The sequence below is a fragment of the Allobosea sp. CRIB-10 genome, assembly GCF_900112185.1.
GTDB lineage: Bacteria > Pseudomonadota > Alphaproteobacteria > Rhizobiales > Beijerinckiaceae > Allobosea.
The window spans coordinates 1-24,838 of sequence record NZ_FOKP01000032.1 but is presented as its reverse complement, the minus strand read 5'-3'; the positions used below and the strand labels follow the sequence as shown (position 1 = coordinate 24,838).

Sequence of the window (24,838 nt, the reverse complement as noted above, 5' to 3'; positions counted from 1 at the left end):
GGGCCGCATTCGAGCGATCGGTAATGCGAGGCGGCTACGCCGATCGAGAGCTCCCTGCGTCGGTTCCGGGTCATCGCGAGATTGACCAGCGAGGTCTGCTTTCGGGCGGACCTCGAATTTCTGCTCATGGCGCATCTTAGAGGTCGCGTCGACTTCCGTCATCGTGCTTTCGAGGCAGCGTTTCGACATTCGGAGATCACAGTCTCCCTCATCCAGCGATGGGCCGGATCGGCGTCCATGCGCGGGTGCCACATGGCCGACACCGCGATCTCGAGTGTTCGGACGGGCAGATCGAAGACGACAATCTCACCCCGGGGCTGCGGTGTCGCCATCGACGCAGGACGCGGGAACGAGCGCAACTAGATCCGAGCGCGCGGCGATGGCGAGCGCGTCGGGGAAGCCCGGCACCACTGCTCCGACGATGCGTTCCAGCCCCAGTTCCGCCAGCGCTTCGTCAACCGGGCCTTCGAAGACCCCGCGGCGGGACGCCACGACATGCTGGCAGTCTGCATAGCGCTGGGGCGATAGAGAGCCTTCGAGGAGAGGGTGTCCAGTCCGCGCCACGCCGACGAGGCGATCGCGAAAGACGAGCTGAGCACGGATCTCGGGCGCGAAGGCACCGAGCACGCCGTCCCGCAACGGCCGTCCATTCTTCTCGGGCTTCGGAGCGAAGCGCAGTCTGACGTGAGGAGCAGTCTTTGCGACAGCGGCGATCACAGGCGCGCAGAGCAGCGCGACGAAGCCCTCGCTGGCACGAATAGTGAAGGCGTGCGCCAAGGACGCGATGTCCAGGCTGTCATCCTGCGGGCTCAGCGTGGCGCGGACCTCGCGATTGAGCTCATGAACTCGGTCGCGCAGGGCCATGGCACGCGGCGTCAGCACCAAGCCGCGGCCGGCTCGCACCAGCAGCGGATCGCCCGCCGCGGCCCGCAGCCTCGTCAGGGTCCGGCTCATGGCGGAGGGGCTGAGCTTCAGACGCGCACCCGCCTTCGTGACGCTGCCTTCGGCGAGAAGCGCGTCGAGCGCCGTCAGCAGGTTCAGGTCGAGATCGCTCATCCAGCGATGCCTGTCCGGTCCGTCCGGACAAACAGAAGGAGAGAAATCATGGCCATCGTCACCGCCGCTGCCGTCACCGGGCCGTTTTCGACACCCGTCAAAGCTGCTGAAAATGCTCGTCCTGTCATCCTGATCATCGGAGCCTCGCGCGGCCTCGGCCTCGCTTTGGCGGAAGAGTTTCTGAAGAAGGGCTGGAACGTCGTGGGAACCGTGAGGTGCGAGCACACCGCGCTGCACGAGCTCGCCGCCCCCAATCCAGGGCGGATCGAGATCGCCCATGTCGACGTGACCAGCCCCGAGCAGATCGCGGCTCGGCGCCAGCGCCTCGCCGGCCGCAGCTTCGCGATGCTGTTCCACAATGCCGGCACCGCCGACGCCAACCAGGACCAGACCATCGCACAGGTCTCGACCGAGCAGTTCGAGCGGATCATGGTCACGAGCGCGCTCGGCTCGCTGCGGGTGATCGAAGCCCTGCACGATCTCGTGCCGCCTGATGGCCTGATCGGCGTGATGTCGTCAGGCCAGGGCAGCATCAGCGCCAACGAGAACGGCGGGCACGAGGTCTATCGCGGCTCCAAGGCTGCGCTCAACATGTATATGCGCAGCTATGCGGCGAGACATGCCGGCGATCCCCGCCCGATGGTACTGATGGCCTCCGGCTGGGTCCGGACCGATCTCGGCGGCCCTAAGGCGCGGCTCGCCATCGAAGACAGCATCCCGAAGGTGGTGAACGTGCTGCTCGCGCAGCGCGGCAAGCCGGGGTTGCGCGTCCTGGATCGGGAAGGGAGCACCGTCGCGTGGTGACGCTCTCACCGCCTCATCCAACCTGAGCAGTGACCAGTTATCGGAGAACGCCATGGCACTGATCGGTATCGAAGAACATGTCCTGACGCCGGAGGTCGCCGAGGCCGGGCAGACCCTCGGCCTCGATGCGATCGATCCCAGCGTGGCATTTCATTCCAGCGCGATCGAGCGCCGGCTGCTGGGTCTGGGCGAGGAGCGGATCGCCCTGATGGATGAGACCGGGTGGACGAGCAGGTCCTGTCGCTGACCACGCCTGCCCTCCATGACCTCGGCCCGGAGAGCGTCGCGATCGCGAGACGGACGAATGAAGCGCTCGCCGAGGCTGTGGCGCGTCATCCCGGTCGCTTCCGGGCCATGGCGGCATTGCCGGTGTCGATGTCGGACGAGGCCGCGAGCGAACTCGACCGCTGCGTCCGCTCGCTCGGTTTCATCGACACGATGCTGTGCGGCGGGGTCGGCCCCGACAACCTCGATCATCCCCACTTCGAGCCGATCTTGCGCTGTGCGGAAGCGCTTCGGTTCCGATCCTCCTGCATCCGAGAACGCCGCCACAGGGCGCAAGAGAGGCCTATTACTCCGGCTTTGCCCCCGACATCGACGCGGCGCTGGCCACTTACGGACTGGGTTGGCATTACGATGCCGGCATCCAGTTCGTCCGCCTGGTGCTGGCCGGCACCTTCGATCGTATGTCCGGACTGCAGATCGATCTCGGCCATTGGGACGAGCTCGTCCTGTTCTATGCCGACCGGCTGGCAGCGATGGATCGCGTCGAGGGCTTGGCGCAGCCGATCGCGACCTATCTGCGCCGGAACCTCTACGTCACCGCCAGCGGCATGTTCCTGCCGCATTATCTGGAGCGTGCCTGGGGCGCCGTTTGCGCCGCGGGAACAGACTTTTTGCAATTTGGCGCATGCGCTCCTCAATTCGAGTGAGCAGGGTCTCGTAGGCCTCCAGCGTCAACCGATTGACCCGCTCGGCCCACGCAACCAGATGCTCGCGACTGACGGGATCGATCGCCTCGAAGATCAAGGTCCGGCTCTCGCCATGCGACCGGTCGTTGGTGTTTTTCCCATTGGAGACGATCATGACGAGTGTGCCGGCCGTGATCGTAATCCTGGTCCCGTGCCAATCGATCGGACGCAGTCCAGGCAAAATGTTCGCTCTCATGGAACCCACTAGATCATCGGAATACTGCGATCGGTACAGTGGCGCGGCCGCGATGTTACGGTCGAAATCCTGATCGCTGACCGCCTTGGCCTTGTTCGACGAGGTGCGCAAGGGGGCGACAAGTTTCGTTTTCCGGAACGGCGTCAAACCCGGCTCCTGCTGCCGGGAGCTATCCAGAAGGGTCAACGTTTCGATGACGTCAGCGCGCAGATGTGGCTCGCGCTTCTCCAGCCGATCGAGCCCGAACTGTATCGCAGATCGATGTCGCCTGACGGAGTTGGGGCGCAGATCTAGCGACCAGGCGAGAAATCGGCGCACGAGATCCATGACCCCAATGGTACGGCCGAGTTCATCTGAGGCCCGCCAGAGCTCCCCAAAACGCTTCAGGTATCGCTTTTCGGTCGTGGCAGTCCGTGTAGGAGTCTGCATCGACATATCGGATACGCCTGTTACTCCGATGTTACGCGCTCGAAAACGCTGGATTGATCAAACATCTCAGCCGGTCGGAAAACGCCGCTTCGCGACCGCAGCACGCAGGCGCGGATTGACCTCGTAAGACACCGAAGGACACCGGCCATGACCAGGTTATCGAAGGCCTGACGAAGAGCCGGGCCATCAGGAAACAATCCGCGGTGACCTCTGCTCAGCTCCCTCCGGTTGACCGTCGCGAGCTTGTTCTCGATGACATAGCGCAAGATTCGTTCGGCCAGCCCAACCGGCGCGGTCGCCCCCGACGCCGTAAGAGCCTTCATCATGCCCGGCACGGGCACGAGATCTATGAAGCGGACAGCGGCAGCGAGCGTGCCGCCGGAGATCATCCGGGGCCGCCGCAGCTCGACAGTCGTGGCCGCCCGCAGCATCTCGATGACGAGTGCGACCCTCATTGCCTGCGTGCCGGCCCGTTTCATCCAGGCCGAAGCCGGGCCACCGCCTAGCCGGGCAGCTTCCTGTTCTCAACGCCGCACGGCCAGATACAGAATCTCGACCGCCTGCATGCTGAGGACGAGTTCGTGTTCTGTGTCCCCCCAGTTCCGCAGAATGGAGAGGGTGCTCTCGATCACCGTCAGGTCTGCGGCATGGCGCGCAATGGCGAAGGCGGGCTTGCGGGTCGGAGCAATCCACATCATCCGCGCGAAGAGTTGATCGTTGCGCTAGACCTTGAGGTCCGAGAGCGCCGCCGGAACGGTCCCAATCAGAAGCGACAACCTGACCCCCTCGATCCGCCGGATATCGGCATGCATCGCCAAGGGCACATTGAAGGTATTGCCATCATGGCCGGCGAGGACGAGTTCGCCAAGCGGCTCGCCGGGTCGGGCTGCCCGCAAGAGCTTGCCGCCCTCTTCCGCCATGTAGAACAGGCCCCGCCCGGCGACCGCAGCCTCGACGATCGCAAGCGGGGCCATCTCGTGCACCGTAATCCGGGGCATCACAGGAGCACTCTGCCCACCCGACCACACTGGCGATGGTGGCTCGGGCCTGCCTTCAGCTTCGGCACGTTTCGCCGGAGCGGCATGGTTCTTCAATGCGGCACCGTGAACCAGCATTTCCTCGGCGAGCTTGCCGAGGGCCTCCTGCCACCTCGCCAGCTCACCCTCCTCGATCGTCAGCAGGGGCTTCGAGACAAGCTGGCCGCAACCGCCATCCGGCGCCAGCTGGCCGGCGTCACGATACAGGCCCAGAGATTGGGGCACTCCGACCAGACTGTGCCCGCCCTCGCCCGCACCCGCGTGCCGATCGCGGCGCCGGCAATGATAAGGAACGCGGTGGTCGCCATGATTCGCGGAAGCAAATGAACGCGCGCAACTTCGTCGAGGCAATTCTCGATCGCCACCGGCAAGATCAATGGCGGCCTCACGGACCGACCAATGATGCCGTCGACCACCGCGTCGTCCAGCTCGGCGAATCCGTCTGCCGCCCCGTCATTGAACGCCGCCGCCTCAGAACTGACCGTGACAAGCGCCCTGGCTTGCCTGGACTTCCCCCCGGCGACGCTGTGTGCGACGACGCCCTCTCGCCCCCGGTGGCCGCTGGTGCCAGCAGGGATCGAGTGGACTGTTTCCTTTCGCCGCGATATCCGCTGCTTGCGGATCAGGTAGAAAATTCGTCATTGGTCCCACGCCTCTTGAGGTGCACCAAGGTCGTGAGAGCCGGCTCCCGCCGCAGAAGATCGGCAGCGCCCGCGCCGATGTCTAGCCATACAATGTAGGAAAATCTGAATATTTTCAGTCGGGTAACGGTCAGATCGCACTCGTCCAGCCGGGCCATGACCTACTTGCCTTCGACATGGATGACGAATTCCTAGCTTGGCCACAATGTGAGCGAACCGAGGGCGTTAGAGCCCCATGTCCGGAGATCGGACATGGGCCCCAGTAGTACTATGGCGCCGATCGGCTCGCGGAATAGTGCGTCCGGACACATTCCGTATCAGCGCGTCGCCTCAAAGCCTTCGCAGACTTCGAACTTCCCAACGATGACAGTGCCCATCATTATCTCGTCGGGCGCGCCATTTCTTAGCTCCTCTTCAGCAGCACCGTTTACAGCCTCCCATTCATGCTTGGTTCTCGGCTTTGCGCTTGGCGCGAGGTCGATGATGTTGTCGATCCTGACCTGCCCGTTGTCGGCAAGGCCACGGCACTGCGCCTGCCGGCGATCGATCTCCACAGCCTTGTCGGTCGCATGCTCGTCTGGGCCATGATCTCGGCATCGCTCGCACCCGCCATCGCCAGCTCGACGCCGCGGGCATGGCGCAGCCCCTTCAGTGTCAGCCCCTGCCGCATCAGCCCGTTCTTCGCTAGAGCATTTTCGAGCGAAGTGGACACCGGTTCACGTGAAGAAATTGCGATAAAACAAGGACCTAGAGCGATTTCGCGATTCGAGGAATTGCGGAACTGCTCTAGGCGTCGTGCCATGCGCTCGACGGCCTGGCTGAGCAGCCGTTCCTTCCAGACACCGCCGTCAGCGTCGTAAGCGATCGTCACCGCCTGATTCGGCCTGCTCTCGAGGAGCTGCGTCAGGCGGCCGCCCTCCGGCTTGTCGCAGGCGACGCGCCTCTTTTTGGTGATCCCGCTCAAACCGCAATGGCGCTGCTGGTCGGCGTCGAAACCCCATACACGCGCAATGAACGATATCGCGCAGATGGTGCCGCGGCGGAGCACAGGTCTTTTGTCTTCAGACCCATATCGATTTGCCACTCACGCCGGGAGCCAGTGAAGCATGTGGGGCGAGAGCCTTAGCCAAGCGCTGCTGCCGATGTCGAACAGGTCGTGTCCGGACTGGAACGGCATGTCGACGGCCAACTCGGCACCGCCGATGCGGACGCCGTAGCGGACGCTTGCGCCGAGGAATTCGCGGTTGGCGATGACGCAGGGCAAGGATAGCGCGCCGTCCTGCGAGGCGGCCCGGTCGACGAGACCGGCATGCTGCGGGCGGAAGACCAGCGCCGCGCCGTCGGGAACGGCTGCCCCCTCGCCGATCGGAAATTTCGTACCGCCGTCGATCTCGAAGCAGCGCCCCGCGCCGCTGCCGACGACACGTCCCTCCAGGATGTTGGCGGTGCCGAGGAAGCCGGCGACGAAGAGGTTGGCCGGGCGCTCATAGAGCTCCATCGGCGTGCCGACCTGCTGGACGATGCCCTCGTTCATCACGGCGATGCGGTCGCAGATCGAGTTGGCCTCCTCCTGGTCGTGGGTGACGAAGATCGTGGTCAGGCCGAGCCTCTGCTGCAGATCGCGCAATTCGCGCCGGACCTGCACGCGCATCTTGGCGTCGAGATTGGAGAGCGGCTCGTCGAGCAGCAGCACCTTGGGCTCGACCGCGACGGTACGCGCCACCGCGACGCGCTGTTGCTGGCCGCCGGAGAGCTGCGAGGGCCGGCGCTCGGCGAGATGGGCGAGGCCGACGAGGCCGAGCGCGGCCTCGACCCGCCGGCCGATCTCGGCGCGCTTCACGCCGCGCTCCTCCAGCCCGAAGGCGACATTGCGGCGCACGCTCATATGCGGCCAGAGCGCATAGGACTGGAAGACCATGCCGACATCGCGCTTCCAGGGCGGCTGGCTGGAGATGTCCTGCCCACCGATCGCGACGCGGCCGGTATCGGCGCGGTTGAAGCCGGCGATCAGTCGTAGAAGCGTGGTCTTGCCGCAGCCGGAGGGGCCGAGGAAGGCGAAGAACTCGCCGGGGTCGATCGCGAGGTTCACGTCCTTCAGCACATGGTTGTCGCCATAGGACAGGTTGACGCCCTCGATCGCGACCGAGACGGCCGGCGTGGTCAGGGAGACGTTTGCGTTCATGTCAGTGGCCCATTCCCTTGGCCTTCTGGCTGCGTTCGACGATGAGGTGCGAGAGAAAGGTGCAGAGAGCGACGAGCACGACCGCGACGACGCCGAGCGCCGCGCCCGGCCCGCGCCCGGCGGCCGACTGCATGAAGACGTAGAGCCCATAGGCCAGCGGCGCGTCGGAGTTGGACTGCACCAGCATCAGCGTTGCCGAGAGCTCGACCGCAGCGGTGGCGAAGGAGGTGACGAAGCCGGCGAGGATGCCGCCGGTCATCAGCGGTACGACGATGCGGCGCACGGTGCGGGCCTTGGTGGCGCCGAGATTCTCGGCCGCTTCCTCCAGCGAGACCGAGATCTGCTGGAGCGCGGCATGGCAGGCCCGCAAGGCATAGGGCAGCCGCCGGATCGCCAGCGCCAGCACAATGGTGATCCAGAGCGCGGCGAGCGGCGTGCCGTCCGGCAGGGTGATGCCGTAGAAGGTCCTGAGATAGCCGATGCCGAGCACGACGCCGGGGATGGCGAGCGCGGCCGAGGCCATCCAGTCGAGCCATTCACGCCCGATCAACTTCGTGCGCAGCACGAGATAGGCGATGGCGACGCCGAGCACGACGTCGATGCCGCCGGCGAGCGCGGCATAGATCAGCGTGTTCTTGATGTAGAGCGAACTTTCTCCAAAGACGCGGCCGTAATGGGCGACCGTATAGGCGTCCGGCAGCGGCGAGAACGACCAGATCGTCGCGAAGGAGAGCAGCAGCAAGCCGAGATGAGGCGCCAGCACCAGCGCGAGGATCAGGATGACGACGCCATAGCCGAACACCGCCTCATGCGGGCGCATCACCCGCCGGGCGAGCCCGCCGCCGCCGCGCTGTGTCGTGGCGTAGTCGCGACCCTTCAGCGCCAGCGCCGAGAGCCACATCGCCAGCACCGAGGCGACGATCAGCACGACCGAGATGACATAGCCCATCGGGTCGGCGATGCCGATCGAGGTCACCCGCAGATAGGCCTGCGGCGCCAGCATGTCCTTGACGTTGAGCAGCAGCGGCGTCGCGAGATCGTCGAAGACCTTGACGAAAACCAGCGAGGCGCCGGCGAGATAGCCCGGCAGCGCCAGCGGGAAGACGATGCGCCGAAACAGGCGAAAGCCGGAGGAGCCGAGGTTCTGCGCGGCCTCCTCCATGGCGCGGTCGATATTGCGCAGCGCAGCGGAGAGATTGATCAGGATGAATGGGAAATAATGGACCGACTGGACGAAGATGACGCCGTTCAGCCCCTCCATGAAATCGATCTTGAAGCCGAACCAGTCGTCCAGGAGCAGGTTGATCGAGCCGTTGCGGCCGAAGAAGAGCTGCATCGCCACGGCGCCGACGAAGGGCGGCATAATCAGCGGCAGGAAGCCGAGCGTCTGGACGATCGCGGCGCCGCGGAAGGCGAAGCGTGTGGTGACATAGGCCAGCGGCAATGCCAGGACCGAGGCCCAGACCACCGACATCGCCGAGACATAGAAGGAGTTCCACAAGGAGCGCATGAACAGCTCGGTGCGGACGAAGTCGTAGAAATTGACCAGCGTGAAGGTCGAGGTACCCTTCTCGGTAAAGGCGACATAGATCACCGTCGTCACCGGCAGCACCAGGAAGACGAACAGGAAGGCCGCGATGGCGAGCGCCAGCGCGATCTGGCCGGGCGTGGCGGAGAAGGTGCGGATGCGGGGCTGGGTCGTGGGGACGGCGGTCATGTCTGGCCTTGCGAGAGGGCGTCATGCCCGGGCTTGATCCGGGCATCTCCGGACGAGTGGCGCAGCTTCAACGGAGCCATATCCGGCATGAGATTCCCGGGTCGGCGCATACGCGCCGCCCGAGAATGACGCACGCTCACTTCGCCGCCTTCAGCGCCTCCTCGGCCTTGGCCTTCGCCTTGGCGTAGTTGTCGCGGGCGAAGCTCGCCCATTGCGCCTCGACCTCTGCCTGGCGCGCGCCCTTCTCCTTGCCGCCGGTGAAGGCGCCGCGCAGCTCGGGGCTCGATGCCTGCGCCTCCGTCACCGGCAACGCCGCGACTAGGTTGCGCGCCTCGTCGGCGAGCGCCTTGGCCTGGGCGTTCGGCTTCTTGGCCAGCGCGGCGTCGACCTCGTGCAGCGTCTTGGTGACGCCCTTCAGGGCGTCGAGCTGGAAGGAGATCAATTGGTCGAACAGCGTGTCGACCACGGCGGTGCGCGCCTCCGACTTGTCGACGTCGAAGCCGATCATCTTCTGGAAGCGCGGATCGGTGAAGGGATTGGGATAGTCCGCGCCGGCCTTGGCGTAGACGGCCGGATTGACGGGCAGGCGGCGGATGCCCGGCTCGAGCAGCACCTCCTGGCCGGCCGGCGAGAGCAGGAACTCGATGAAGGCCTCGGCCGCCGCCTTGTTCGGCGGATTGGCGATGATGCCGACATTGGCCGGCACGACCGTGGTCACGGTCGGATAGACGAACTTGACCGGGAAGCCCGAGGCCTGAGCCGAGAAGGCGAAGAAGTCGATGACGATGCCGACGCCGACCTGGCCGGAATTGACCGCCTCCGGCACGCCGAAGGAGCGCTCGGTGATCGAGTGGAAATTGCCGGACATCTCCTTGAGGGTCCGCCAGCCCTTCTCCCAGCCCTCGCCCTGCAGGATGGTCTCGACGGTCAGATGCGTCGTGCCCGAGCGTGCGGGCGAGGCGATCGAGACATGGCCGAAGAAGGCCGGCCTGGCGAGATCCTGCCAGTCCTTGGGCTCGGGCAGCTTGTTGGCCTTGGCATAGCGCTCGTTCCACATGATGCCGTAGCCGGAGGCCGCGAAGCCGAAATAGAAGCCGGCAGGATCGTTGATCGGATAGGAGCCGATCTTCTCGGGGATGCCGGTCGCCTTCGGCTTGTAGGCGGTGAGCAGCTGCTTGCCCTTCAGCACCTCGAAGGCGTCCGGCGCCGAGGCCCAGAACAGGTCGACCTGATTGTTGGCCTTGGTCTCCTCGACATATTTCACGCCGGCATTGGTGTTGCGGTTCTGGACTTCGAGCGTGACGCCCGGCACCGCCTTCTCGAAGGCTTTCTTGATCGGGTCGGTGACGTCCTTCGAGAACGAGGTCACCACCGTGACCTTGCCCGACGGCGCCTGCGCCTGGGCGGCCGAGGCGGCCAGGGCCAGCCCGAGCGCCGAGACGAGCGCGATCCTGCGTGTGAACATTCTGATCCTCCCTTGGTCGTTCTTCATCCGCCGACGTCGAGGTCCGCGGAGGGCAAGTCCGGGAATCCGGACGGCCGTTGTCGCAAAACTGTCATAAAAAGCGCGGGCATGTCATCCCACTCTTTGCCGGAGACCGAACGAAGTTAGTGAGAAGCGTCTCGCGTGCCGGCGCCACTCAACCGAGCGCTGAGCCGGCTTTCACGATAGGTGGCAGCAAAAGGTGTGAATCTGGCCGTCCTGCCAGGCAGGTTGCGATCACATCGGTCATTACAGTGGATAATGCCACTTTGGTCGTAAGACCTGGTGCCTCGCCTGACTGGAGTGTGACGATTTTATGTCACATACTATAGCCAGCTCATAATCAAGACCGACCGGGAGAGACGCCGACTATGACCAAGACGCTGACTTGCCTGACCGCCACGACCTCGCTGCTCCTTGGCCTCCGGCTCGCCGGGGCGGCGCAGGCGCAGGACGCCTGCCCCAATCGCGGCCAGCTCGACACCATGTACTGCGACGCCAACAAGGACCTCGTCGCCGACGTGCCGACCGAGGCCTCGAAGCAGAGGGATCCGTCGGCGCTGGTCTGGGCCTATACGCCGGTCGAGGACCCGGCCGTCTACGCCAACATCTTCAAGCCGCTGACCGACCATCTCGCCGCCTGCACCGGCAAGCGCATCGTCTATTATCCCGTGCAGTCGAACTCGGCCGAGATCGAGGCGATGCGCTCCGGCCGCCTGCACTTCGCCGGCTTCTCGACCGGGCCGACCGGCTTCGCGGTCAACCTCGCCGGCGCGATCCCCTTCGCCGCCAAGGGCTCGGCCGAGGGTGTGCGCGGCTACAATCTCGTCGCCGTGGTCAAGGCCTCCAGCCCCTACCAAAAGCTCGCCGACCTCAAGGGCAAGAAGGTCGCCCACACCTCGCCCTCGTCCAACTCGGGCAACCTCGCTCCGCGCGTGCTCTTCCCCGAGCATGGCCTCGAGGCCGATAAGGACTACAAGCCGCTGATGTCGGGCGGCCACGACAAGTCGATCCTCGGCGTGGTCTCGGGCGACTACGACATGGGCGCCGTCGCCGGCGACGTCTATGAGCGCATGATCGTGCGCGGCACGATCAAGAAGGACGACACCCGCGAGATCTATCGCAGCGCGATCTTCCCCACCTCGTCCTTCGCTTATGCGCACGATCTCAAGCCCGAGCTCGCCAGGAAGCTGACCGACTGCTTCTTCTCCTTCCGCTTCACCCCGGAAATGACCAAGGAGTTCAACGGCGACGACCGCTTCCTGCCGATCACCTACCAGAAGGACTGGGCGATCGTGCGCGATGTCGCCGAGAAGTCGGGCACGCCCTACAACAAGTCGGCCTACGACGCCGAAGCCAGGCGCGAGGCCGAGGCCGCCGCCAAGAAGGCGCAGCAGCCCGCGCCGGCCAAGCCCTGACCGAAAGTCTTTCGCAGCTCATGAGCGCCCTTCCCGTCGCAGAGGCGCCCGGCCATGGCCGGGCGCTCGTCATCCGCAACCTCGTCAAGGAGTATCGCAAGGGCCAGCCGGTCCTGCGCGACATCTCGCTCAGCGTCTCCGAGCCCGGCATCGTCGCGATTATCGGCCCGTCCGGCACTGGCAAGTCGACGCTGATCCGCTGCATCAACCGTCTGGTCGACCCGACCTCCGGCTCGATCATGCTGGGCGGGACCGACCTGGCGACGCTGCAGGGCGAGCCTCTCAGGGCGGCGCGTCGCCGCCTCGGCATGGTCTTCCAGGAATACAACCTGGTCGAGCGGCTGACGGTGATCGAGAACGTGCTCTGCGGCCGGCTCGGCTATGTCCCGGTCTGGCGCGCCTGGACGCGGCGCTTCCCCGAGGAGGACATCGCCCACGCCTTTGCCCTGCTGGAATCGGTCGGCCTCGGCGACTTCGCCACCCGCCGTGCCGACCAGCTCTCCGGCGGCCAGCGCCAGCGCGTCGGCATCGCCCGCGCGGTGATGCAGGAGCCGGACCTGATCCTCGCCGACGAGCCGACCTCCTCGCTCGATCCCAAGACCTCGGTCGAGATCATGGAGCTGCTCGCGAAGGTGGGCCGGGAGCGCGATATCCCGGTGCTCGTCAACATCCACAACGTCGCGCTGGCGCGACGCTACGCGCTGCGGATGATCGGCATGTCCAAGGGCCTCGTCATCTATGACGGGCCGCCGGCCGGGCTGCAGGACAGCCATCTCGCCGAGATCTATGGCGGCGAAGGCTGGATGGAATGAGCGCCCCTCCTGTGAGCGCCGGCGGCAGCCTACGCGCCCGCGCCTTCCCGCCGAACTGGCCGCTGCGCCTCGGCGCGGTGCTGTTCGTCGCCTATGTCATCTATGCGGCGGGCATCGTCGACATCCGGTGGGAGCGCTTCGTCCAGGGCCTCGGCAATGGCGCACGCTTCCTTGGCCGCATGTTCCCGCCGAACCTGGCGCACGACAAGCTGCAGCTGCTCGCGCAGGGCATGCTGGAATCGCTGCAGATCGCTATCATCGCAACCGGCGCCGGCGTGCTGCTGGCCTTGCCCGTCGGCCTCTGCGCCGCCCGCAACCTGATGCCCCTGCCGGTGACGATCCTGGCGCGCGGTCTCATCGCTCTCTGCCGGACCTTCCACCCGGTCATCGTCGCCATCCTCTTCGTCAAGGCGGTCGGCTTCGGTGCGCTCGCCGGCATCCTGGCGCTGATCGTCGCCACCATCGGCTTCATCGCCAAGCTGATCGCCGAGGCGATCGAGGAGATGTCGATGAAGCCGATCGAGGCGCTGCGCGCCGCCGGCTCCCCCTTCCTCTCGGTGGTGACCATGGGCGTGGTACCGCAGGTGCTGCCGCGCTTCATCGGCTTTGCCGCCTACCAGCTCGACTCGAACCTGCGCAATTCCGCCCTCGTCGGCCTGGTCGGCGGCGGCGGCATCGGCGCCACCCTGTTCACCGCTTTCCAGCGCTTCGACTACGATTTCGTGCTGACCATCATCATCGCGATCATCCTGGCGGTGATGGCCGGCGAGATCCTCTCCGCCTTCATGCGCCGGGTCTATCAGGACGAAGCGCCGAGCGGCGAGGTCAAGCAAGGCGCCTCCGGCCCGGTCTGGCATCGCTTCACCGCGGCCGAGCGCGGCATGCGCCTCGCCTTCTGGGGCCTAGCGGCCCTGGCGCTGGGCTGGTCGGTCCAGACCATCGAGGTGATCCCGGAATTCCTCTACGACGCGCCGGCGCAGACGGTCGACCTCTTCACGAGGATGTGGCCGATCGACTGGGCCTACTTCCCCAAGACCGTGCAGCAGGCGCTGATCGAGACGCTGCATACCGCGACGCTTGGCACGGTGCTGGCGATCCTCATGGCGACCCCGGTCGCGCTGATGTGCGCCCGTAACATCTCGTCCTCGATCTGGGTCAACACGCTCGGCCGCTTCATCCTTGTCGCAACGCGTTCGGTGCATACGCTGGTCTGGGCGCTGCTCTTCGTCGCCATCTTCGGCCCCGGCGCCCTCGCCGGCGTCATGGCGGTGGCGGTGCACTCGATCGGCTTCACCGGCAAGTTCCTGGCCGAGGCGATCGAGGAGGCCAAGCCCGGCCCGATCGAGGCGCTGCGGGCCGCCGGCGCGCCTTGGCGCTCGGTGCTGCTCAAAGGCTTCTGGCCGCAGGTGAAGCCCGCCTTCCTCGCCGTCAGCCTGTTCCGCTGGGACATCAATGTGCGCGAGAGCGCCGTGCTCGGCCTGGTCGGCGCCGGCGGCCTCGGCGTCGCCCTGCAGGCGGCGATGGACAATCTCTACTGGGACCAGGTCGGGCTCGTGCTCGTCGTGATCTTCGCGGTGGTGGTCGTCACCGAGATCGTCACCGCGACACTGCGCGCGAAGGTGATCTGAGCATGATGCCGGGCTGGCCGATGCCGGCCCCAATCAGCACAAACCGACTCTTGCATCGCTAGAACCTGACCGGGTATCATTAGTCTAGACTTTTTTTAGATTGTGAATCGATGCAAGCAGTTTTGCGTGCTGAGAAAGCACGCCTTCAGGTCGGAGCTTTGCCACTGCGCTTCTCGGCAGACGGGACGGCCGAGATTCTGCTCGTCACAACACGCACGACCAAGCGTTGGACGATTCCGAAGGGTTGGCCGATCAAAGGGCTGAAGGCGCATGAAGCCGCCGCGCGCGAAGCGCAGGAAGAGGCGGGCGTTCGCGGCAAGGTGCGAAAGAAATCGATAGGTAAGTATCTCTACTGGAAGCGCATCGCCGACGATGATGTGCTCTGCCGCGTGAAGGTCTTTCAGCTGATCGTGGAGCAGCGGCTGGAGGACTGGCCGGAACGCGATGAACGGCGCCAGCAATGGTTCAGGCTGGGCGACGCGGCGGATCTGGCCGGCGAGGCAGGCCTGAGCGCGCTCTTGCGGTCGCTGGAGGTCACCGGTCATGAAAGAGGTTAGATCTCTCGTTGTCTTTGCTCGGCACGGCGCGCGGTATCAGCTTGCTGTCCAGCTCCGAGGATGCGCCGGTGAACAGCACAGTCTGCGCTTGAGACATGTCGGCTTGCCTGATGAAACAGGCAGATTTTTACCGGGCACGTGCAGCAAGATTTCATAGAGATCGGCGTGACCTGGAAACCGGATCGCGCCAAACCAAAATCACATTGCACCAGTTCTCATGCAGGATCCGTACAGTTATTCCTAGAGCATTTCCGCAATTCTTCGTATCGCGAAATTGCTCCAGGTCCTTGCTTTATCGCATTTTCGTCACGCGAACCGGTGCCCACTTCGCTCGAAAATGCTCCAGCAGTCAATGACTGCTAACCGGCAACGACGAATGTCCGGAATTGGCGCATCTTGCTGAACGACAGCGACATCTTTCAGGTTGGTTTCAACTGCGTGGTCGCGCTTCCCTAAGCCCGGCGTCGGCGCAGAATTTCTGAGCGCTCAACATCGGACTCCGACAAGCGCACCAACGTCTGCGTTATCGCCCCTTCGATACGTTCCAGTAGACCGGGACCCCAGGCGAAAGCAGACCTTGAAGGCTGGCTTGCCGACCGCGCACGAGCCAGAATTGTCCCACGGGCACGTAAGGCACCGTCTCGACGGCTCGCTCTTGGATCTTGCGCGCAATCGCCTTGCGGGCATCAAGATCGGGAGCCATCGTGAACTCGGCCCGCAGCTTCTCGATGGCCGCGTCGCAGGGCCAGCCGAACCAGGAGCTGTCGCAATTGGACCGCAGCGCCAGATGGCCGACGGGCTCGGTCATGTCGGGTGCGGCCGGGCCGGAGGCAAAGGTTGACCAGCCACCCTGATCGACCGGGTTCTTGCTGGTGCGCCGGCTCGACAGCGTGCCCCAGTCCATCGCCTGATAATCAACGTTGAGACCGGCATCGCGCATCAGCTGCGAGACGACGAGGGTCTGCGGGCTCAGCGCAGTCTCCGTGGCATCGAGCACGACGATCTTCTCGCCCTTGTACCCGCTTTCGGCGATCAGCTTCTTGGCTGCCGCCACATCCGGCTTCGGCCAGGCCGCATCGGTGAAATAGGGCGAATCGCACATGTAGAAGGACGGGCAGGCTGTATAGAGCGTCTTGTCGTCGACATAGGCACGGACCACCTGCTCCTGGTCGACCAGGCGCAGGATCGCTTGCCGCAGCTTGGGATTGTTGAAAGGCGGCTGCGACTGGTTCATTCGGAAGACGCCCTGCAGCGCGGCGAGCTTGGAGACGGTGATCTTCGCGTTGCCCTTCACGAGCGAGATCATGTCCGGCGGCATCTCCTCGAAGATGTCGATCTCGCCGGCCTGCAGTGCGTTCAGCGCCGTCTGGGCATCGGGCATGATCAGCCATTCGACGCGGTCGACATTCGCCTGCTTGCCGCCGGCGAGCCCGTCCGGAGCTTCCTTGCGCGGCTGATAGGTCGGGGCCTTGGCGTAGACGATCTTCGAGCCCGGCGACCACTGGTCCTTGACCAGCATGAAGGGGCCGGAGCCGGTCGCGTCGGTGATGTTCTGGTTCGATGGCGTGGCGGCGATGCGTGCCGGCATGATCACCGGCAGCATCGAGCTTGGCTTGCCCAGCGCATCGAGCACCAGGCTCCAGCGATCCTTGAGCACGAGTGTGATCGTCTTCGGATCGCTCGCCGTCAGCGAGGCGGTATGCGCCATCAGCTGTTGGCCGAGTCCGTCGCGCTCGCCCCAGCGCTTCAGCGAGGCGACGACGTCGGTGCTCGTCACCGGCGTGTTGTCGTGGAACATCAATCCGTCGCGGAGAACGAAGGTCCAGGTCAGGCCGTCGGCGGAGGTCGTGAAGCTCTCCGCCATCTGCGGCTTGATCAGGCCCTTGGCGTCCTGTGCGAAGAGCGTGTCGTAGACCATGTAGGCGTGGTTGCGGACCATGTAGTCCGAGGTCGTCATCGGATCGAGCGTGCGCAGGTCGCCGAAAGGACGGACCTTCAATACGGTCTGCGCGGCAGCAGGTAGTGCCGCCAGCGACAGGGCGAAGCCGCCGGCCAACGTCATTCGTCTGGTCAGGCTTTTCATCGTTTTCCTCCCTATGGATTGTTCCGGGTTCTTGTTGTTATGCGCGGCCTCAAACCCTGAGCTTGCGGGCGAGGCGAGGATCGATGGCGTCGCGCAAGGCGTCGCCGAGCACGTTGACCGTCAGAACGAGCAGCGCGAGCGCCACGCCCGGAAAAGCGATCATCCAGGGCGCGCGTTGCATGAAGGGGCGGGCCTCGGCCAGCATGTTTCCCCAGCTCGGGATCGTCGGTGGCGTGCCGGCTCCGAGGAAGGACAGGATCGATTCCACGATCATCGCCGAGGCGAAGACGTAGGTCGCTTGAACGATCACGGGCGCAGCCGCATTGGGCAGGATGTGGCGCAGCAGCATCCGCGGCAGGCTCGCGCCGTTGGTGATCGCCGCCTCGACATAGGTCTGCTCGCGCAGCACCAGCACGGAAGAGCGGACGACGCGGGCCATGCGCGGGATTTCCGCGATGCTGATCGCGATCACCACGTTCTGGACGCTGGAGCCGAACAGCGACATCAGCGCGATGGCCAGGAGAATGCCGGGGATGGCCATGAGGCCGTCCATGATCCGCATCACCGTTCCGTCCAGCCATCGGACGAAACCGGCGACGAGCCCGATAAAAAGCCCGAAGGTCACCGTCAGGATCGTGACGAGCGCGCCGATCGTCAGCGATATCCGGGTGCCGTTCAGCGTACGCGACAAGGTGGAGCGCCCGAGCTGGTCGGTGCCGAACCAATGGTCGATGCCAGGCGGCCGCAAACGCTGGATCGGATTGACCCGGACCGGATCGGGCAGGATGTAGGGCGCGATCAGCGCGACGCTGGTGAAGGCCGCGAGAACCGCGAGGCCGATCAGGATCGTGGGGTTGGTGCGCAGGAAACCGCCGAGGTTCTGAAAGAGGCCGGGCGCCTTCTGCGCGACAGAGCCGGTCACGGTCATCGCCACGGCGCCCTCAATAGCGGATGCGCGGATCGAACAGCACATAGCTGAGATCGACCAGCAGGTTGACGGTGACATAGACGAGCGAGAAGACGAGGATGAGCCCCTGCACCACGGGATAGTCCCGTCTCAGGATGGCATCAGTCGTCAGTCGTCCCAGGCCCGGGATGTTGAACACGGTCTCGGTCACCACCACGCCGCCGAGCAAGGCGGCGATGCCGACGCCGACGACGGTCACGACCGGGATTGCGGCGTTCTTCAAGGCATGGCGCAGCACGACGCGCCGCGGCTTCATGCCCTTGGCATGGGCCGTCCGGACATAGTCCTCCGAAAGCACCTCAAGCAGGCTCGCGCGCATGACGCGCGCCAGCAGCGCCGCATAGAGCATGGCGAGCGCCAGCCCCGGCAGGACGAGGCTGTTCAGGCAGGGCAGAATCCCTTGCGACAGCGGCACATAGCCTTGCGTCGGGAACCAGCCGAGCGACAGCGCGAAGACGTAGACCAGCAGGAAGGCGACGACGAAGACCGGAGAGGAGAAGCCGACCATCGCGAATGCCATCACCGCCCGGTCCGTCCGGCTGCCGGCCTTGAGCGCGCTCAGCGTGCCGAGCGGCAGCGCGATGGCGAGCGCCATCACGATCGCGACCAGCGCCAGCATCGCGGTCGGCTCGATCCGCATGCCGATCAGCCGGGTCACCTCCATGTCGGAAAAGACCGAGCGGCCGAGATTGCCCTGCGCAATCTGGCCCGCCCAGGCGAGGAACTGTTCGGTCAACGGCTTGTCGAGGCCGAGTTGGCCCCTGATCGAGGCGATCTGCTCGGTCGTGGCCTGATCGCCGGCGATGAGGATCGCCGGGTCGCCCGGCGTCAGCCGCAGCAGGAAGAACACGAAGAGGCCGACGAAGGCGAGTACGGGTACGGTCGCGGCAATCCGGCGCAGCACATAGGACATCATGGCTTCGCAGAGCCTTCTGCTGCGGACAATCGCTCCCACACGGTCCGGCTCCCTCAGGATTTTTGTAACGTTTCAATCAAGCTCTCACAGAGAAGAGCCGACCGCAAGAGGCCGTGATTTTCGACTTCCTGCTTGCGAAATGCATTTTGATCCGCAAAGCTGAAGCTAAGTTTGAACCGTTTCATCGAGGGATGGATGGCAACGATTCGGGATGTGGCGCGTCTCGCCGATGTGTCGGTGGCCACCGTGTCGAACGTGCTCAACAGTGTTGATCGCGTCAGTCCGGAGCTGTCTGCGCGCGTGCGTGCCGCCATGGAGAAGCTGAGCTATGCGCCTCATGCCGGGGCACGCTCGCTGCGCAAGCGATCGAGCGGGCTGATCGGCCTGATCGTCGGCGACATCACCAACCCGTTCTTCTCCGATCTGTTCGAGGCGGTGGAGGATGCCGCTGCCGCTTGCGGCTATCTGGTGCTGCTGTGCAATTCGAACGAGCGCAGCGAGCGCGAGGAGGCGCATCTGCGCATGCTCCGCACGCAGCGTATCGATGGGCTCATCCTGGCGCCCACCGGCGCTGCTTCGATGAACCGAGCTTCGCTGCTGGCCCAGTTGGAGATCCCCGTCGTGCTCGTCGACCGTGCGATGGAAGGGTTGGGTTACGACGCCGTCGTCCTCGACAACCGCCGCGCCGGCTTCGAGGCGACACGGCATCTCATCGGCTGCGGGCACAAGCGGATCGGCCTGGTCAACGGGCCGGACGTGCTGCGCACGGCAGCCGAGCGCCTCGCAGGCTATCGCGAGGCGCTGCTGGGCGCGGGCCTATCTGTGGACCCCGACCTCATCCGCGACGGCGCCTTCCGCCAGCAGCCGGCTGAGCAAGCCATGTCCGAGCTGCTGGCCTTGCCGCAGCCGCCGAGCGCGATCTTCGCCACCAACAACCTCATGACGGTTGGCGTGATGAAGGTGTTGGCGGATCGCGGCCTCGCCTGCCCGGAGGACATCTCGGTCATCGGTATCGACGATCTTCCCTGGGCGGAGGCGGTCTCGCCCCAGCTCAGCGCCGTCGCCCAGCCTGTCCGCGCCATGGGCGAAGCGGCGCTCGATCTTTTGCTCCGGCGACTCTCCGGCTCCTTGCAGGGGCCCGGAACGACCAGCGTGATGGCGCCGCGCCTCCATATCCGCCGCTCCTGCGGCATGCCCGCAACCGGACGACCTGCCCATGTCGGATGATCTCATCAAGCTCGGCGCGCTTGCCGTGCGCGACCTTCTCGCTGCCGGCGAGATCACCTCGGTGGAACTGGTCGAAGCGGCAGCGGCGCGCCTTGCCGTCATCGAGCCGCAGCTGAACGCCGTGCCGACGCTATGCCTCGACCGTGCGCGGGATCAGGCGCGGCTGGCCGATGCGTCACGAAGAAGCGGGAAGCCCACTCTGCTCGGCGGGCTGCCGATCGTGGTCAAGGACAACAATGACGTCGAAGGCGTGCGAAATACCGGTGGCACCTCGATCTTTCGCGACCGCATCTCGACCGAGTCCGATCGGACCGTAGCGCTGATGGAGTCGAACGGTGCGATCACGCTCGGCAAATCGAACCTGTCGGAACTCGGCGGCGCGCAGACGACAAACAGCGTCCATGGCGCGACGCGTAACCCTTACGACCGCCGCCTGACCTGTGGCGGCTCGTCGGGTGGTGCAGCGGTGGCGCTGGCCACTGGAGAGGCCTGGCTCGCTCATGGCAACGATTACGGCGGCAGCCTGCGCATTCCGGCTGCGTTCTGCAACGTGACAGGCCTGCGCCCGACCCCGGGCCGGGTGCCGCGCAAACGACTGGCAGACCCATTCGACACCATCGCCGTCGAAGGGCCCATGGCGCGCGACGTGGCCGATCTTGCACTCTTCTTCGACGCCATGATCGGCTACGATCCCGGGGATATCCTGACCGCGCCGACCGGCGAAGCCCCGTTCCTCAAGGCTGCGCTCTCTCCGAGAAAGCCCGCGCGGGTCGCAATCTCGGCAGATCTCGGGGCGCTGCCAATCGAAGAGCCGATACGAAGCGCGCTTGAGACTCTCGCCGCGATGCTGAGCGGGGCCGGGGTTTCCGTAACGCGAGCCGCGCCGGGCGTAGGGGGCGCGATGGATGCATTTCGCGTGCTCCGCGGTGAGGGATTCTATGCGACCTTCGAGCCGCTTTTCGAGAAGCATCGCGGCGAATTTCCTCCGCCGGTCGCCGCCGACCTCTTGCGCGGCCGCGATCAGCCTGGCGAAGCTATCGTCTCCGCCAATCGGGCCAGAAGCGAGTTGTACCGTCGAGCGGTGGATTTTCTCGACCAGCACGACTTCCTGATCTGCCCGGCAACACAGGTAATGCCCTTCTCTGTCGAAACCTTGTATCCGACGGAAGTCGCGGGGCAGCCGATGACAGACTATCTCGACTGGATTTCCATCACCGCCATTTGGTCGCTGACGGGCTTGCCCACCATCGCCATTCCGATCGGCTTCTCGCGGGAAGGCTTGCCCATTGGCGTGCAGATTCTGTCGCATGCTCGGCGGGAGGCTGATCTATTCCGGTTGGCGGCCTGGATAGAACGTGAATTGGCCTTGCCGAAGGGACCCATTATTCCGCGGTAGGGCTGCTGGCCGGAGCAATTTGGGCGTCTCGCGCTCCATTTTTTTGGCTGTCGCCAAGCCGCTCCTTGGCAAGACATTGATGCGGCCGTGACTCACGGAAGAGGTCAGCCTTTCCAAAGCAGCGCAACGTCCGCTTCCGGGCAGCGGCTCAATGTCTCGGTCTGGCGTCGCATCGCAGCAGTGCATTTTGAACCTTTGCCGAGGGCTGGAACGTCTGCCTTCAGCCAGTTCAATTGAGCGAGGACCAGCATCCGCTTTCCTGCTGAACCCGGCCATGCTCCCCTCAGGGCACGCCCGATCTGCACCCAGGCAACAGGTCGACGACCTTCGCGTTCGATCCAGCCCGGCTCGTCGAGCGATAAGGGACATAGTAGGATTGCCCGGGGAAGCCGATCTCGCGAAGAACCGGACAGAAGATCGGCTTGACGGTCGAAACCATCCTGCAGGCGCGAGGCTGGAAGGATGGCTGGGCGCCGCTGAAGTCGGTCTGCGGCAACCGGCGGCTGATTACCGAGCGCTCCTTCGGCGTGCAGGTGGGGACGCCGATGGCGCTCTACGACAAGCCCGCCAATCTCTTCGTGGCCAGCTTCCTCGGAACGGCGAACATCCTCGACGGGGCGATGCGGACGAATGGCCGCGGGCAGGTGTCACATCCGCCCGAGCCCGTAAGCTTCCCAGCTGTTATTGGCCCTGAAGGCTCTGCCGATTGGCCCACTTTTCCAGCCCGCCCGCATCGCCGACATGGCGCAGGTGATGCGGCGTGTCGCCGAACAGGCTCTCGATCATCGTCAGCCGCTTGAAATAGTGCGCGCCGAGATATTCCATCGTCATGCCGATGCCGCCATGGAGCTGCACCGCCTCCTGACCGACGAGCCGGCACGAGCGGTTGATCTGCACCTTGACGGCCGAGAGCGCCGCCGCGCGTTCGGCCGCATCGGCATGCTCGACCATCATTGCCGCGTAGAAGGCCATGGATCGCGCCTGCTCCAGCGCGATGAACATGTCGACCGCGCGATGTTGCAGCACCTGGAACTGTGCGATCGGCCCGCCGAACTGCTGGCGCGTCTTGAGGTAGTCCATCGTCATCTGGTGCAGCGCCGCCATGATGCCGACGGCCTCGGCCGCAAGCGCCGCGATGGCGAACTCCGCCACCCGCTCCAGCACCGGCAAGCCGTTTCCGGCTTGGCCGATCAAGGCGTCGGCCCCGACCCGGACCTGCGCCAGCGAAATCTCCGCCGCGCGTCCACCATCCTGAGTCGGATAGCCATGGATCGTCACGCCGGGCGCATCCGCGGGAACCAGCAATAGGCTGATGCCCTCGCGGTCCCGCCGCGCGCCGTCCGTTCGCGCGCTGACGACGAGACGGTCGGCGCTGTCGCCATTGACGACCACGCTCTTCGCCCCATCGATCAGGAAGCCGTCGCCGTCGGACCGTGCCGTCGTCGCGACATCGAAGAGATCGTAGCGTGACTGCTTTTCCGTGACGGCGAGGGCGAGCCGCGTCGTGCCTTCGACAATGCCGGGGATGATGCGAGCCTTGAGCGCCTCCGTCCCGCCAAGCCTGACCGCGCTGCCGCCCAGCACGACGGTCGCGAAATAGGGCTCGAGCGCGAGCCCCCTGCCCAGCGCCTCCATCACCGCCAGCGTCTCGACCGGCCCGCCACCGAAGCCGCCCTCGTCCTCGCTGAAGGGAATGCCGGTCAGCCCCATCTCGGCGAACTGTGCCCAGACCTTCTCGGAGAAGCCGAGCGGGCCAGCCGCGCGAGCATTGCGCTGCTCGAGCGAGCCATAGGCCGAGCCGATCAGTCGCTCCACGCCATCCTTGAGCTGAGTCTGCTCGGGGGAAAGGTCAAAATCCATCGTGCGTGCCTCACCTTCGAATTGCAGTCGAGCCGCGTTTTCATCCCGGGCGATCGGCGCCGATCCACTAGGCCCCGGATGGCTCCGAAGACGTCGATCCTGGTGTCACAACCCGAGCACCGCCTTGGCGATTATGTTCTTCTGGATCTCGTTCGAGCCGCCATAGATCGAGACCTTGCGGTTGTTGAAATAGCTCGCCGCCGCGGCGTCGGCCCAATCGTAGTCGAAGGGCCAATCATTGCTGAGCTCACCGGTACGGACCGGCGCAGCGAGCGCGAAGGGGCCTGCAACCTCGAGGAGAAGTTCCGTCGTCGCCTGCTGGAGCTGCGATCCCTTGATCTTCAGGATCGAGGATGCGGGATCGGGCCGGTTGTCGCCGCGCCGTCCTTGCGCCGCGACGACGCGCATCTGCGTGATCTCGAGCGCCTTGAGTTCGATCTCGACATTCATCACGCGATCGCGGAAATCGCGCTCGTCCCAGAGCATGCCCTCGCCGGCCGGCATTTCCTTCGCCAGGCGCTTCACACGGGCGAGCCGCTCCTTGGAGAGCCCGATGCGGGCGATGCCAGTGCGCTCGTTCGCGAGCAGGAACTTGGCGTAGTCCCAGCCCTTGTTCTCCTCGCCGACAAGGTTCTCGACAGGCACCTTGACGTTGTCGAAGAAGACTTCGTTGACCTCGTGCCGGCCCTCCAGCGTGATGATGGGACGCACCGTGATGCCCGGCGTGGTCATGTCGATCAAGATGAAGGAGATGCCGGCCTGCTTCTTGGCGGCGGGGTCGGTGCGGACGAGGCAGAAGATCCAGTCGGCATATTGGCCGAGCGTGGTCCAGGTCTTCTGCCCATTGACGATGTAGTGGTCGCCGTCACGCACCGCCCGGGTCTTCAGGGAAGCGAGGTCTGAGCCCGCGCCCGGCTCGGAGAAGCCTTGGCACCACCATTCGTCGAGATTGGCGATGCGCGCGAGGTGCTTCTCCTTCTGCGCCTGCGAGCCGAAGGCGGCGATCACCGGGCCAACCATGTAGCAGTTGAACTGCAGCGGCAGCGGCACCGCCGCGAGCAACATCTCCTCGGTGAAGATGTAACGCTGGATCGGCGTCCAGTCCTGCCCGCCCCACTCCTTCGGCCAATGCGGCACGGCGTAGCCCCGCGCATTGAGGATGCGCTGCGAGGTGACGTAGTCCTCCCGCGTCAGGCTGCGTCCTTCCGACACCTTGGCGCGGATCTCAGCCGGCACTTGCGTGCGGAAGAAGCCCCGCACCTCGTCGCGGAAGGCGGTTTCCTCGGGCGTAAAGCGTAGGTCCATGGCTCAGCCATTGATTTCGAAGAGGCCGGCGCAGCCCATGCCGCCGGCGACGCACATAGTGACGACGGCATAGCGCGCCTTGCGTCGGCGGCCTTCCAGCAAGGCATGGCCGACGAGCCGCGCCCCGCTCATGCCGAAGGGATGGCCGATCGC

At 65.1% G+C, this 24,838-nt stretch carries 22 protein-coding genes and 1 pseudogene; 9 read left to right on the top strand and 14 right to left on the bottom strand.

Features of this window, described 5'->3' with window-relative positions:
• Positions 1–306 precede the first annotated feature (306 nt).
• The gene (locus tag BMZ69_RS27455) at positions 307–1,056 is read right to left on the bottom strand and encodes a LysR family transcriptional regulator (protein WP_244543573.1); all 750 of its coding nucleotides are present in this window, start codon (positions 1,054–1,056) and stop codon (positions 307–309) included.
• Between the two features lie 48 nt (positions 1,057–1,104).
• On the opposite strand from BMZ69_RS27455, the gene BMZ69_RS27450 reads away from it, so the two are divergent.
• A complete protein-coding gene (locus BMZ69_RS27450; RefSeq protein WP_092162954.1) occupies positions 1,105–1,860 on the top strand; it encodes an SDR family oxidoreductase in 756 nt (251 codons plus the stop codon).
• A 52-nt stretch (positions 1,861–1,912) separates the two neighbouring features.
• Positions 1,913–2,107: a hypothetical protein gene (locus BMZ69_RS31915; protein WP_210188105.1), complete on the top strand. Its 195-nt coding sequence runs from the start codon at positions 1,913–1,915 to the stop codon at positions 2,105–2,107.
• A 226-nt stretch (positions 2,108–2,333) separates the two neighbouring features.
• On the opposite strand, the gene BMZ69_RS32225 is transcribed toward BMZ69_RS31915, so the two are convergent.
• The 3 genes from BMZ69_RS32225 to BMZ69_RS27440 all read right to left on the bottom strand — a co-directional run bounded on the left by BMZ69_RS32225 (position 2,334) and on the right by BMZ69_RS27440 (position 3,935).
• A complete protein-coding gene (locus tag BMZ69_RS32225) occupies positions 2,334–2,576 on the bottom strand; it encodes a hypothetical protein (RefSeq protein ID WP_244543572.1) in 243 nt (80 codons plus the stop codon).
• A 103-nt stretch (positions 2,577–2,679) separates the two neighbouring features.
• The gene (locus BMZ69_RS32220; RefSeq protein WP_139219253.1) at positions 2,680–3,462 is read right to left on the bottom strand and encodes a hypothetical protein; all 783 of its coding nucleotides are present in this window, start codon (positions 3,460–3,462) and stop codon (positions 2,680–2,682) included.
• Positions 3,463–3,476: 14 nt separating this feature from the next.
• The gene (locus BMZ69_RS27440) at positions 3,477–3,935 is read right to left on the bottom strand and encodes a hypothetical protein (RefSeq protein WP_139219251.1); all 459 of its coding nucleotides are present in this window, start codon (positions 3,933–3,935) and stop codon (positions 3,477–3,479) included.
• Positions 3,936–4,103: 168 nt separating this feature from the next.
• Between BMZ69_RS27440 and BMZ69_RS32215 the strand changes: the two genes are divergently transcribed.
• Positions 4,104–4,820, top strand: coding sequence for a hypothetical protein (locus BMZ69_RS32215; RefSeq protein WP_244543571.1), 717 nt, complete (start codon positions 4,104–4,106; stop codon positions 4,818–4,820).
• 741 nt (positions 4,821–5,561) lie between these two features.
• Here the strand turns inward: BMZ69_RS32215 and BMZ69_RS31350 are convergent.
• From BMZ69_RS31350 to BMZ69_RS27415, 4 genes are all read right to left on the bottom strand, one after another.
• On the bottom strand, positions 5,562–6,182 hold the full coding sequence (locus BMZ69_RS31350; RefSeq protein WP_139219249.1) for a hypothetical protein: 621 nt from the start codon (positions 6,180–6,182) through the stop codon (positions 5,562–5,564).
• A gap of 36 nt (positions 6,183–6,218) precedes the next feature.
• Positions 6,219–7,316, bottom strand: a complete 1,098-nt coding sequence (locus BMZ69_RS27425; protein WP_092162950.1) for an ABC transporter ATP-binding protein — start codon at positions 7,314–7,316, stop codon at positions 6,219–6,221.
• Position 7,317: 1 nt separating this feature from the next.
• Complete coding sequence (locus BMZ69_RS27420; protein WP_092162949.1) at positions 7,318–9,033, bottom strand: ABC transporter permease; 1,716 nt, start codon at positions 9,031–9,033, stop codon at positions 7,318–7,320.
• Between the two features lie 136 nt (positions 9,034–9,169).
• Positions 9,170–10,498 (bottom strand): ABC transporter substrate-binding protein, encoded by a 1,329-nt coding sequence (locus tag BMZ69_RS27415; RefSeq protein WP_092162948.1) that lies wholly within the window; start codon positions 10,496–10,498, stop codon positions 9,170–9,172.
• A gap of 389 nt (positions 10,499–10,887) precedes the next feature.
• Here BMZ69_RS27415 and phnD point away from each other — a divergent pair, with 389 nt between their 5' ends.
• From phnD to BMZ69_RS27395, 4 genes are all read left to right on the top strand, one after another.
• The gene (gene phnD / locus BMZ69_RS27410; RefSeq protein WP_092162947.1) at positions 10,888–11,934 is read left to right on the top strand and encodes a phosphate/phosphite/phosphonate ABC transporter substrate-binding protein; all 1,047 of its coding nucleotides are present in this window, start codon (positions 10,888–10,890) and stop codon (positions 11,932–11,934) included.
• 20 nt (positions 11,935–11,954) lie between these two features.
• Entirely contained in the window at positions 11,955–12,746 is a 792-nt protein-coding gene (gene phnC / locus BMZ69_RS27405) for a phosphonate ABC transporter ATP-binding protein (protein WP_092162946.1), read from the top strand.
• Positions 12,743–14,374: a phosphonate ABC transporter, permease protein PhnE gene (gene phnE, locus BMZ69_RS32210; RefSeq protein ID WP_244543570.1), complete on the top strand. Its 1,632-nt coding sequence runs from the start codon at positions 12,743–12,745 to the stop codon at positions 14,372–14,374. Before phnC ends, phnE begins: the two co-directional genes overlap by 4 nt.
• Before the next feature lie 110 nt (positions 14,375–14,484).
• Positions 14,485–14,931, top strand: coding sequence for an NUDIX hydrolase (locus tag BMZ69_RS27395; RefSeq protein ID WP_092162935.1), 447 nt, complete (start codon positions 14,485–14,487; stop codon positions 14,929–14,931).
• 523 nt (positions 14,932–15,454) lie between these two features.
• On the opposite strand, the gene BMZ69_RS27390 is transcribed toward BMZ69_RS27395, so the two are convergent.
• The 3 genes from BMZ69_RS27390 to BMZ69_RS27380 are packed head-to-tail and all read right to left on the bottom strand — an operon-like array spanning position 15,455 to position 18,897.
• Positions 15,455–17,014: an ABC transporter substrate-binding protein gene (locus tag BMZ69_RS27390; RefSeq protein WP_244543569.1), complete on the bottom strand. Its 1,560-nt coding sequence runs from the start codon at positions 17,012–17,014 to the stop codon at positions 15,455–15,457.
• Between the two features lie 49 nt (positions 17,015–17,063).
• The gene (locus tag BMZ69_RS27385) at positions 17,064–17,942 is read right to left on the bottom strand and encodes an ABC transporter permease (protein WP_092162933.1); all 879 of its coding nucleotides are present in this window, start codon (positions 17,940–17,942) and stop codon (positions 17,064–17,066) included.
• A 13-nt stretch (positions 17,943–17,955) separates the two neighbouring features.
• Complete coding sequence (locus BMZ69_RS27380) at positions 17,956–18,897, bottom strand: ABC transporter permease (RefSeq protein ID WP_092162932.1); 942 nt, start codon at positions 18,895–18,897, stop codon at positions 17,956–17,958.
• A gap of 195 nt (positions 18,898–19,092) precedes the next feature.
• Between BMZ69_RS27380 and BMZ69_RS27375 the strand changes: the two genes are divergently transcribed.
• Both BMZ69_RS27375 and BMZ69_RS27370 read left to right on the top strand, forming a co-directional pair.
• The gene (locus tag BMZ69_RS27375) at positions 19,093–20,124 is read left to right on the top strand and encodes a LacI family DNA-binding transcriptional regulator (RefSeq protein WP_092162931.1); all 1,032 of its coding nucleotides are present in this window, start codon (positions 19,093–19,095) and stop codon (positions 20,122–20,124) included.
• Positions 20,114–21,520 carry an amidase gene (locus BMZ69_RS27370; protein WP_092162930.1) on the top strand — a complete coding sequence of 469 codons (1,407 nt, stop codon included), beginning with the start codon at positions 20,114–20,116 and terminating at the stop codon, positions 21,518–21,520. The genes BMZ69_RS27375 and BMZ69_RS27370 overlap by 11 nt, the downstream gene beginning before the upstream one ends.
• A gap of 681 nt (positions 21,521–22,201) precedes the next feature.
• Here the strand turns inward: BMZ69_RS27370 and BMZ69_RS27365 are convergent.
• The 3 genes and pseudogenes from BMZ69_RS27365 to BMZ69_RS27355 form a co-directional block, all read right to left on the bottom strand.
• Positions 22,202–23,380, bottom strand: coding sequence for an acyl-CoA dehydrogenase family protein (locus tag BMZ69_RS27365; protein ID WP_092162929.1), 1,179 nt, complete (start codon positions 23,378–23,380; stop codon positions 22,202–22,204).
• Positions 23,381–23,485: 105 nt separating this feature from the next.
• Positions 23,486–24,685, bottom strand: a complete 1,200-nt coding sequence (locus BMZ69_RS27360; protein WP_092162928.1) for an acyl-CoA dehydrogenase family protein — start codon at positions 24,683–24,685, stop codon at positions 23,486–23,488.
• Between the two features lie 3 nt (positions 24,686–24,688).
• A pseudogene (locus tag BMZ69_RS27355) lies at positions 24,689–24,838 on the bottom strand (acetyl-CoA C-acyltransferase); the annotation flags it as partial.

Excerpts from the sequence above, each read along its gene's own strand:
- BMZ69_RS32220 (WP_139219253.1), bottom strand. The coding sequence starts at position 3,462 with ATGTCGATGCAGACTCCTACACGGACTGCCACGACCGAAAAGCGATAC.
- BMZ69_RS27370 (WP_092162930.1), top strand. The coding sequence starts at position 20,114 with ATGTCGGATGATCTCATCAAGCTCGGCGCGCTTGCCGTGCGCGACCTT.
- phnD (WP_092162947.1), top strand. The coding sequence starts at position 10,888 with ATGACCAAGACGCTGACTTGCCTGACCGCCACGACCTCGCTGCTCCTT.
- BMZ69_RS27415 (WP_092162948.1), bottom strand. The coding sequence starts at position 10,498 with ATGTTCACACGCAGGATCGCGCTCGTCTCGGCGCTCGGGCTGGCCCTG.
- BMZ69_RS32215 (WP_244543571.1), top strand. The coding sequence starts at position 4,104 with ATGGCGCGCAATGGCGAAGGCGGGCTTGCGGGTCGGAGCAATCCACAT.
- BMZ69_RS27450 (WP_092162954.1), top strand. The coding sequence starts at position 1,105 with ATGGCCATCGTCACCGCCGCTGCCGTCACCGGGCCGTTTTCGACACCC.
- BMZ69_RS27380 (WP_092162932.1), bottom strand. The coding sequence starts at position 18,897 with ATGATGTCCTATGTGCTGCGCCGGATTGCCGCGACCGTACCCGTACTC.
- BMZ69_RS31915 (WP_210188105.1), top strand. The coding sequence starts at position 1,913 with ATGGCACTGATCGGTATCGAAGAACATGTCCTGACGCCGGAGGTCGCC.
- BMZ69_RS27375 (WP_092162931.1), top strand. The coding sequence starts at position 19,093 with ATGGCAACGATTCGGGATGTGGCGCGTCTCGCCGATGTGTCGGTGGCC.
- BMZ69_RS27365 (WP_092162929.1), bottom strand. The coding sequence starts at position 23,380 with ATGGATTTTGACCTTTCCCCCGAGCAGACTCAGCTCAAGGATGGCGTG.
- BMZ69_RS27390 (WP_244543569.1), bottom strand. The coding sequence starts at position 17,014 with ATGAAAAGCCTGACCAGACGAATGACGTTGGCCGGCGGCTTCGCCCTG.
- BMZ69_RS27440 (WP_139219251.1), bottom strand. The coding sequence starts at position 3,935 with ATGAAACGGGCCGGCACGCAGGCAATGAGGGTCGCACTCGTCATCGAG.
- BMZ69_RS27395 (WP_092162935.1), top strand. The coding sequence starts at position 14,485 with ATGCAAGCAGTTTTGCGTGCTGAGAAAGCACGCCTTCAGGTCGGAGCT.
- BMZ69_RS27425 (WP_092162950.1), bottom strand. The coding sequence starts at position 7,316 with ATGAACGCAAACGTCTCCCTGACCACGCCGGCCGTCTCGGTCGCGATC.
- BMZ69_RS27455 (WP_244543573.1), bottom strand. The coding sequence starts at position 1,056 with ATGAGCGATCTCGACCTGAACCTGCTGACGGCGCTCGACGCGCTTCTC.
- BMZ69_RS32225 (WP_244543572.1), bottom strand. The coding sequence starts at position 2,576 with ATGGCCGAGATCGATCTGCAGTCCGGACATACGATCGAAGGTGCCGGC.
- phnE (WP_244543570.1), top strand. The coding sequence starts at position 12,743 with ATGAGCGCCCCTCCTGTGAGCGCCGGCGGCAGCCTACGCGCCCGCGCC.
- BMZ69_RS27360 (WP_092162928.1), bottom strand. The coding sequence starts at position 24,685 with ATGGACCTACGCTTTACGCCCGAGGAAACCGCCTTCCGCGACGAGGTG.
- BMZ69_RS27385 (WP_092162933.1), bottom strand. The coding sequence starts at position 17,942 with ATGACCGTGACCGGCTCTGTCGCGCAGAAGGCGCCCGGCCTCTTTCAG.
- BMZ69_RS27420 (WP_092162949.1), bottom strand. The coding sequence starts at position 9,033 with ATGACCGCCGTCCCCACGACCCAGCCCCGCATCCGCACCTTCTCCGCC.
- phnC (WP_092162946.1), top strand. The coding sequence starts at position 11,955 with ATGAGCGCCCTTCCCGTCGCAGAGGCGCCCGGCCATGGCCGGGCGCTC.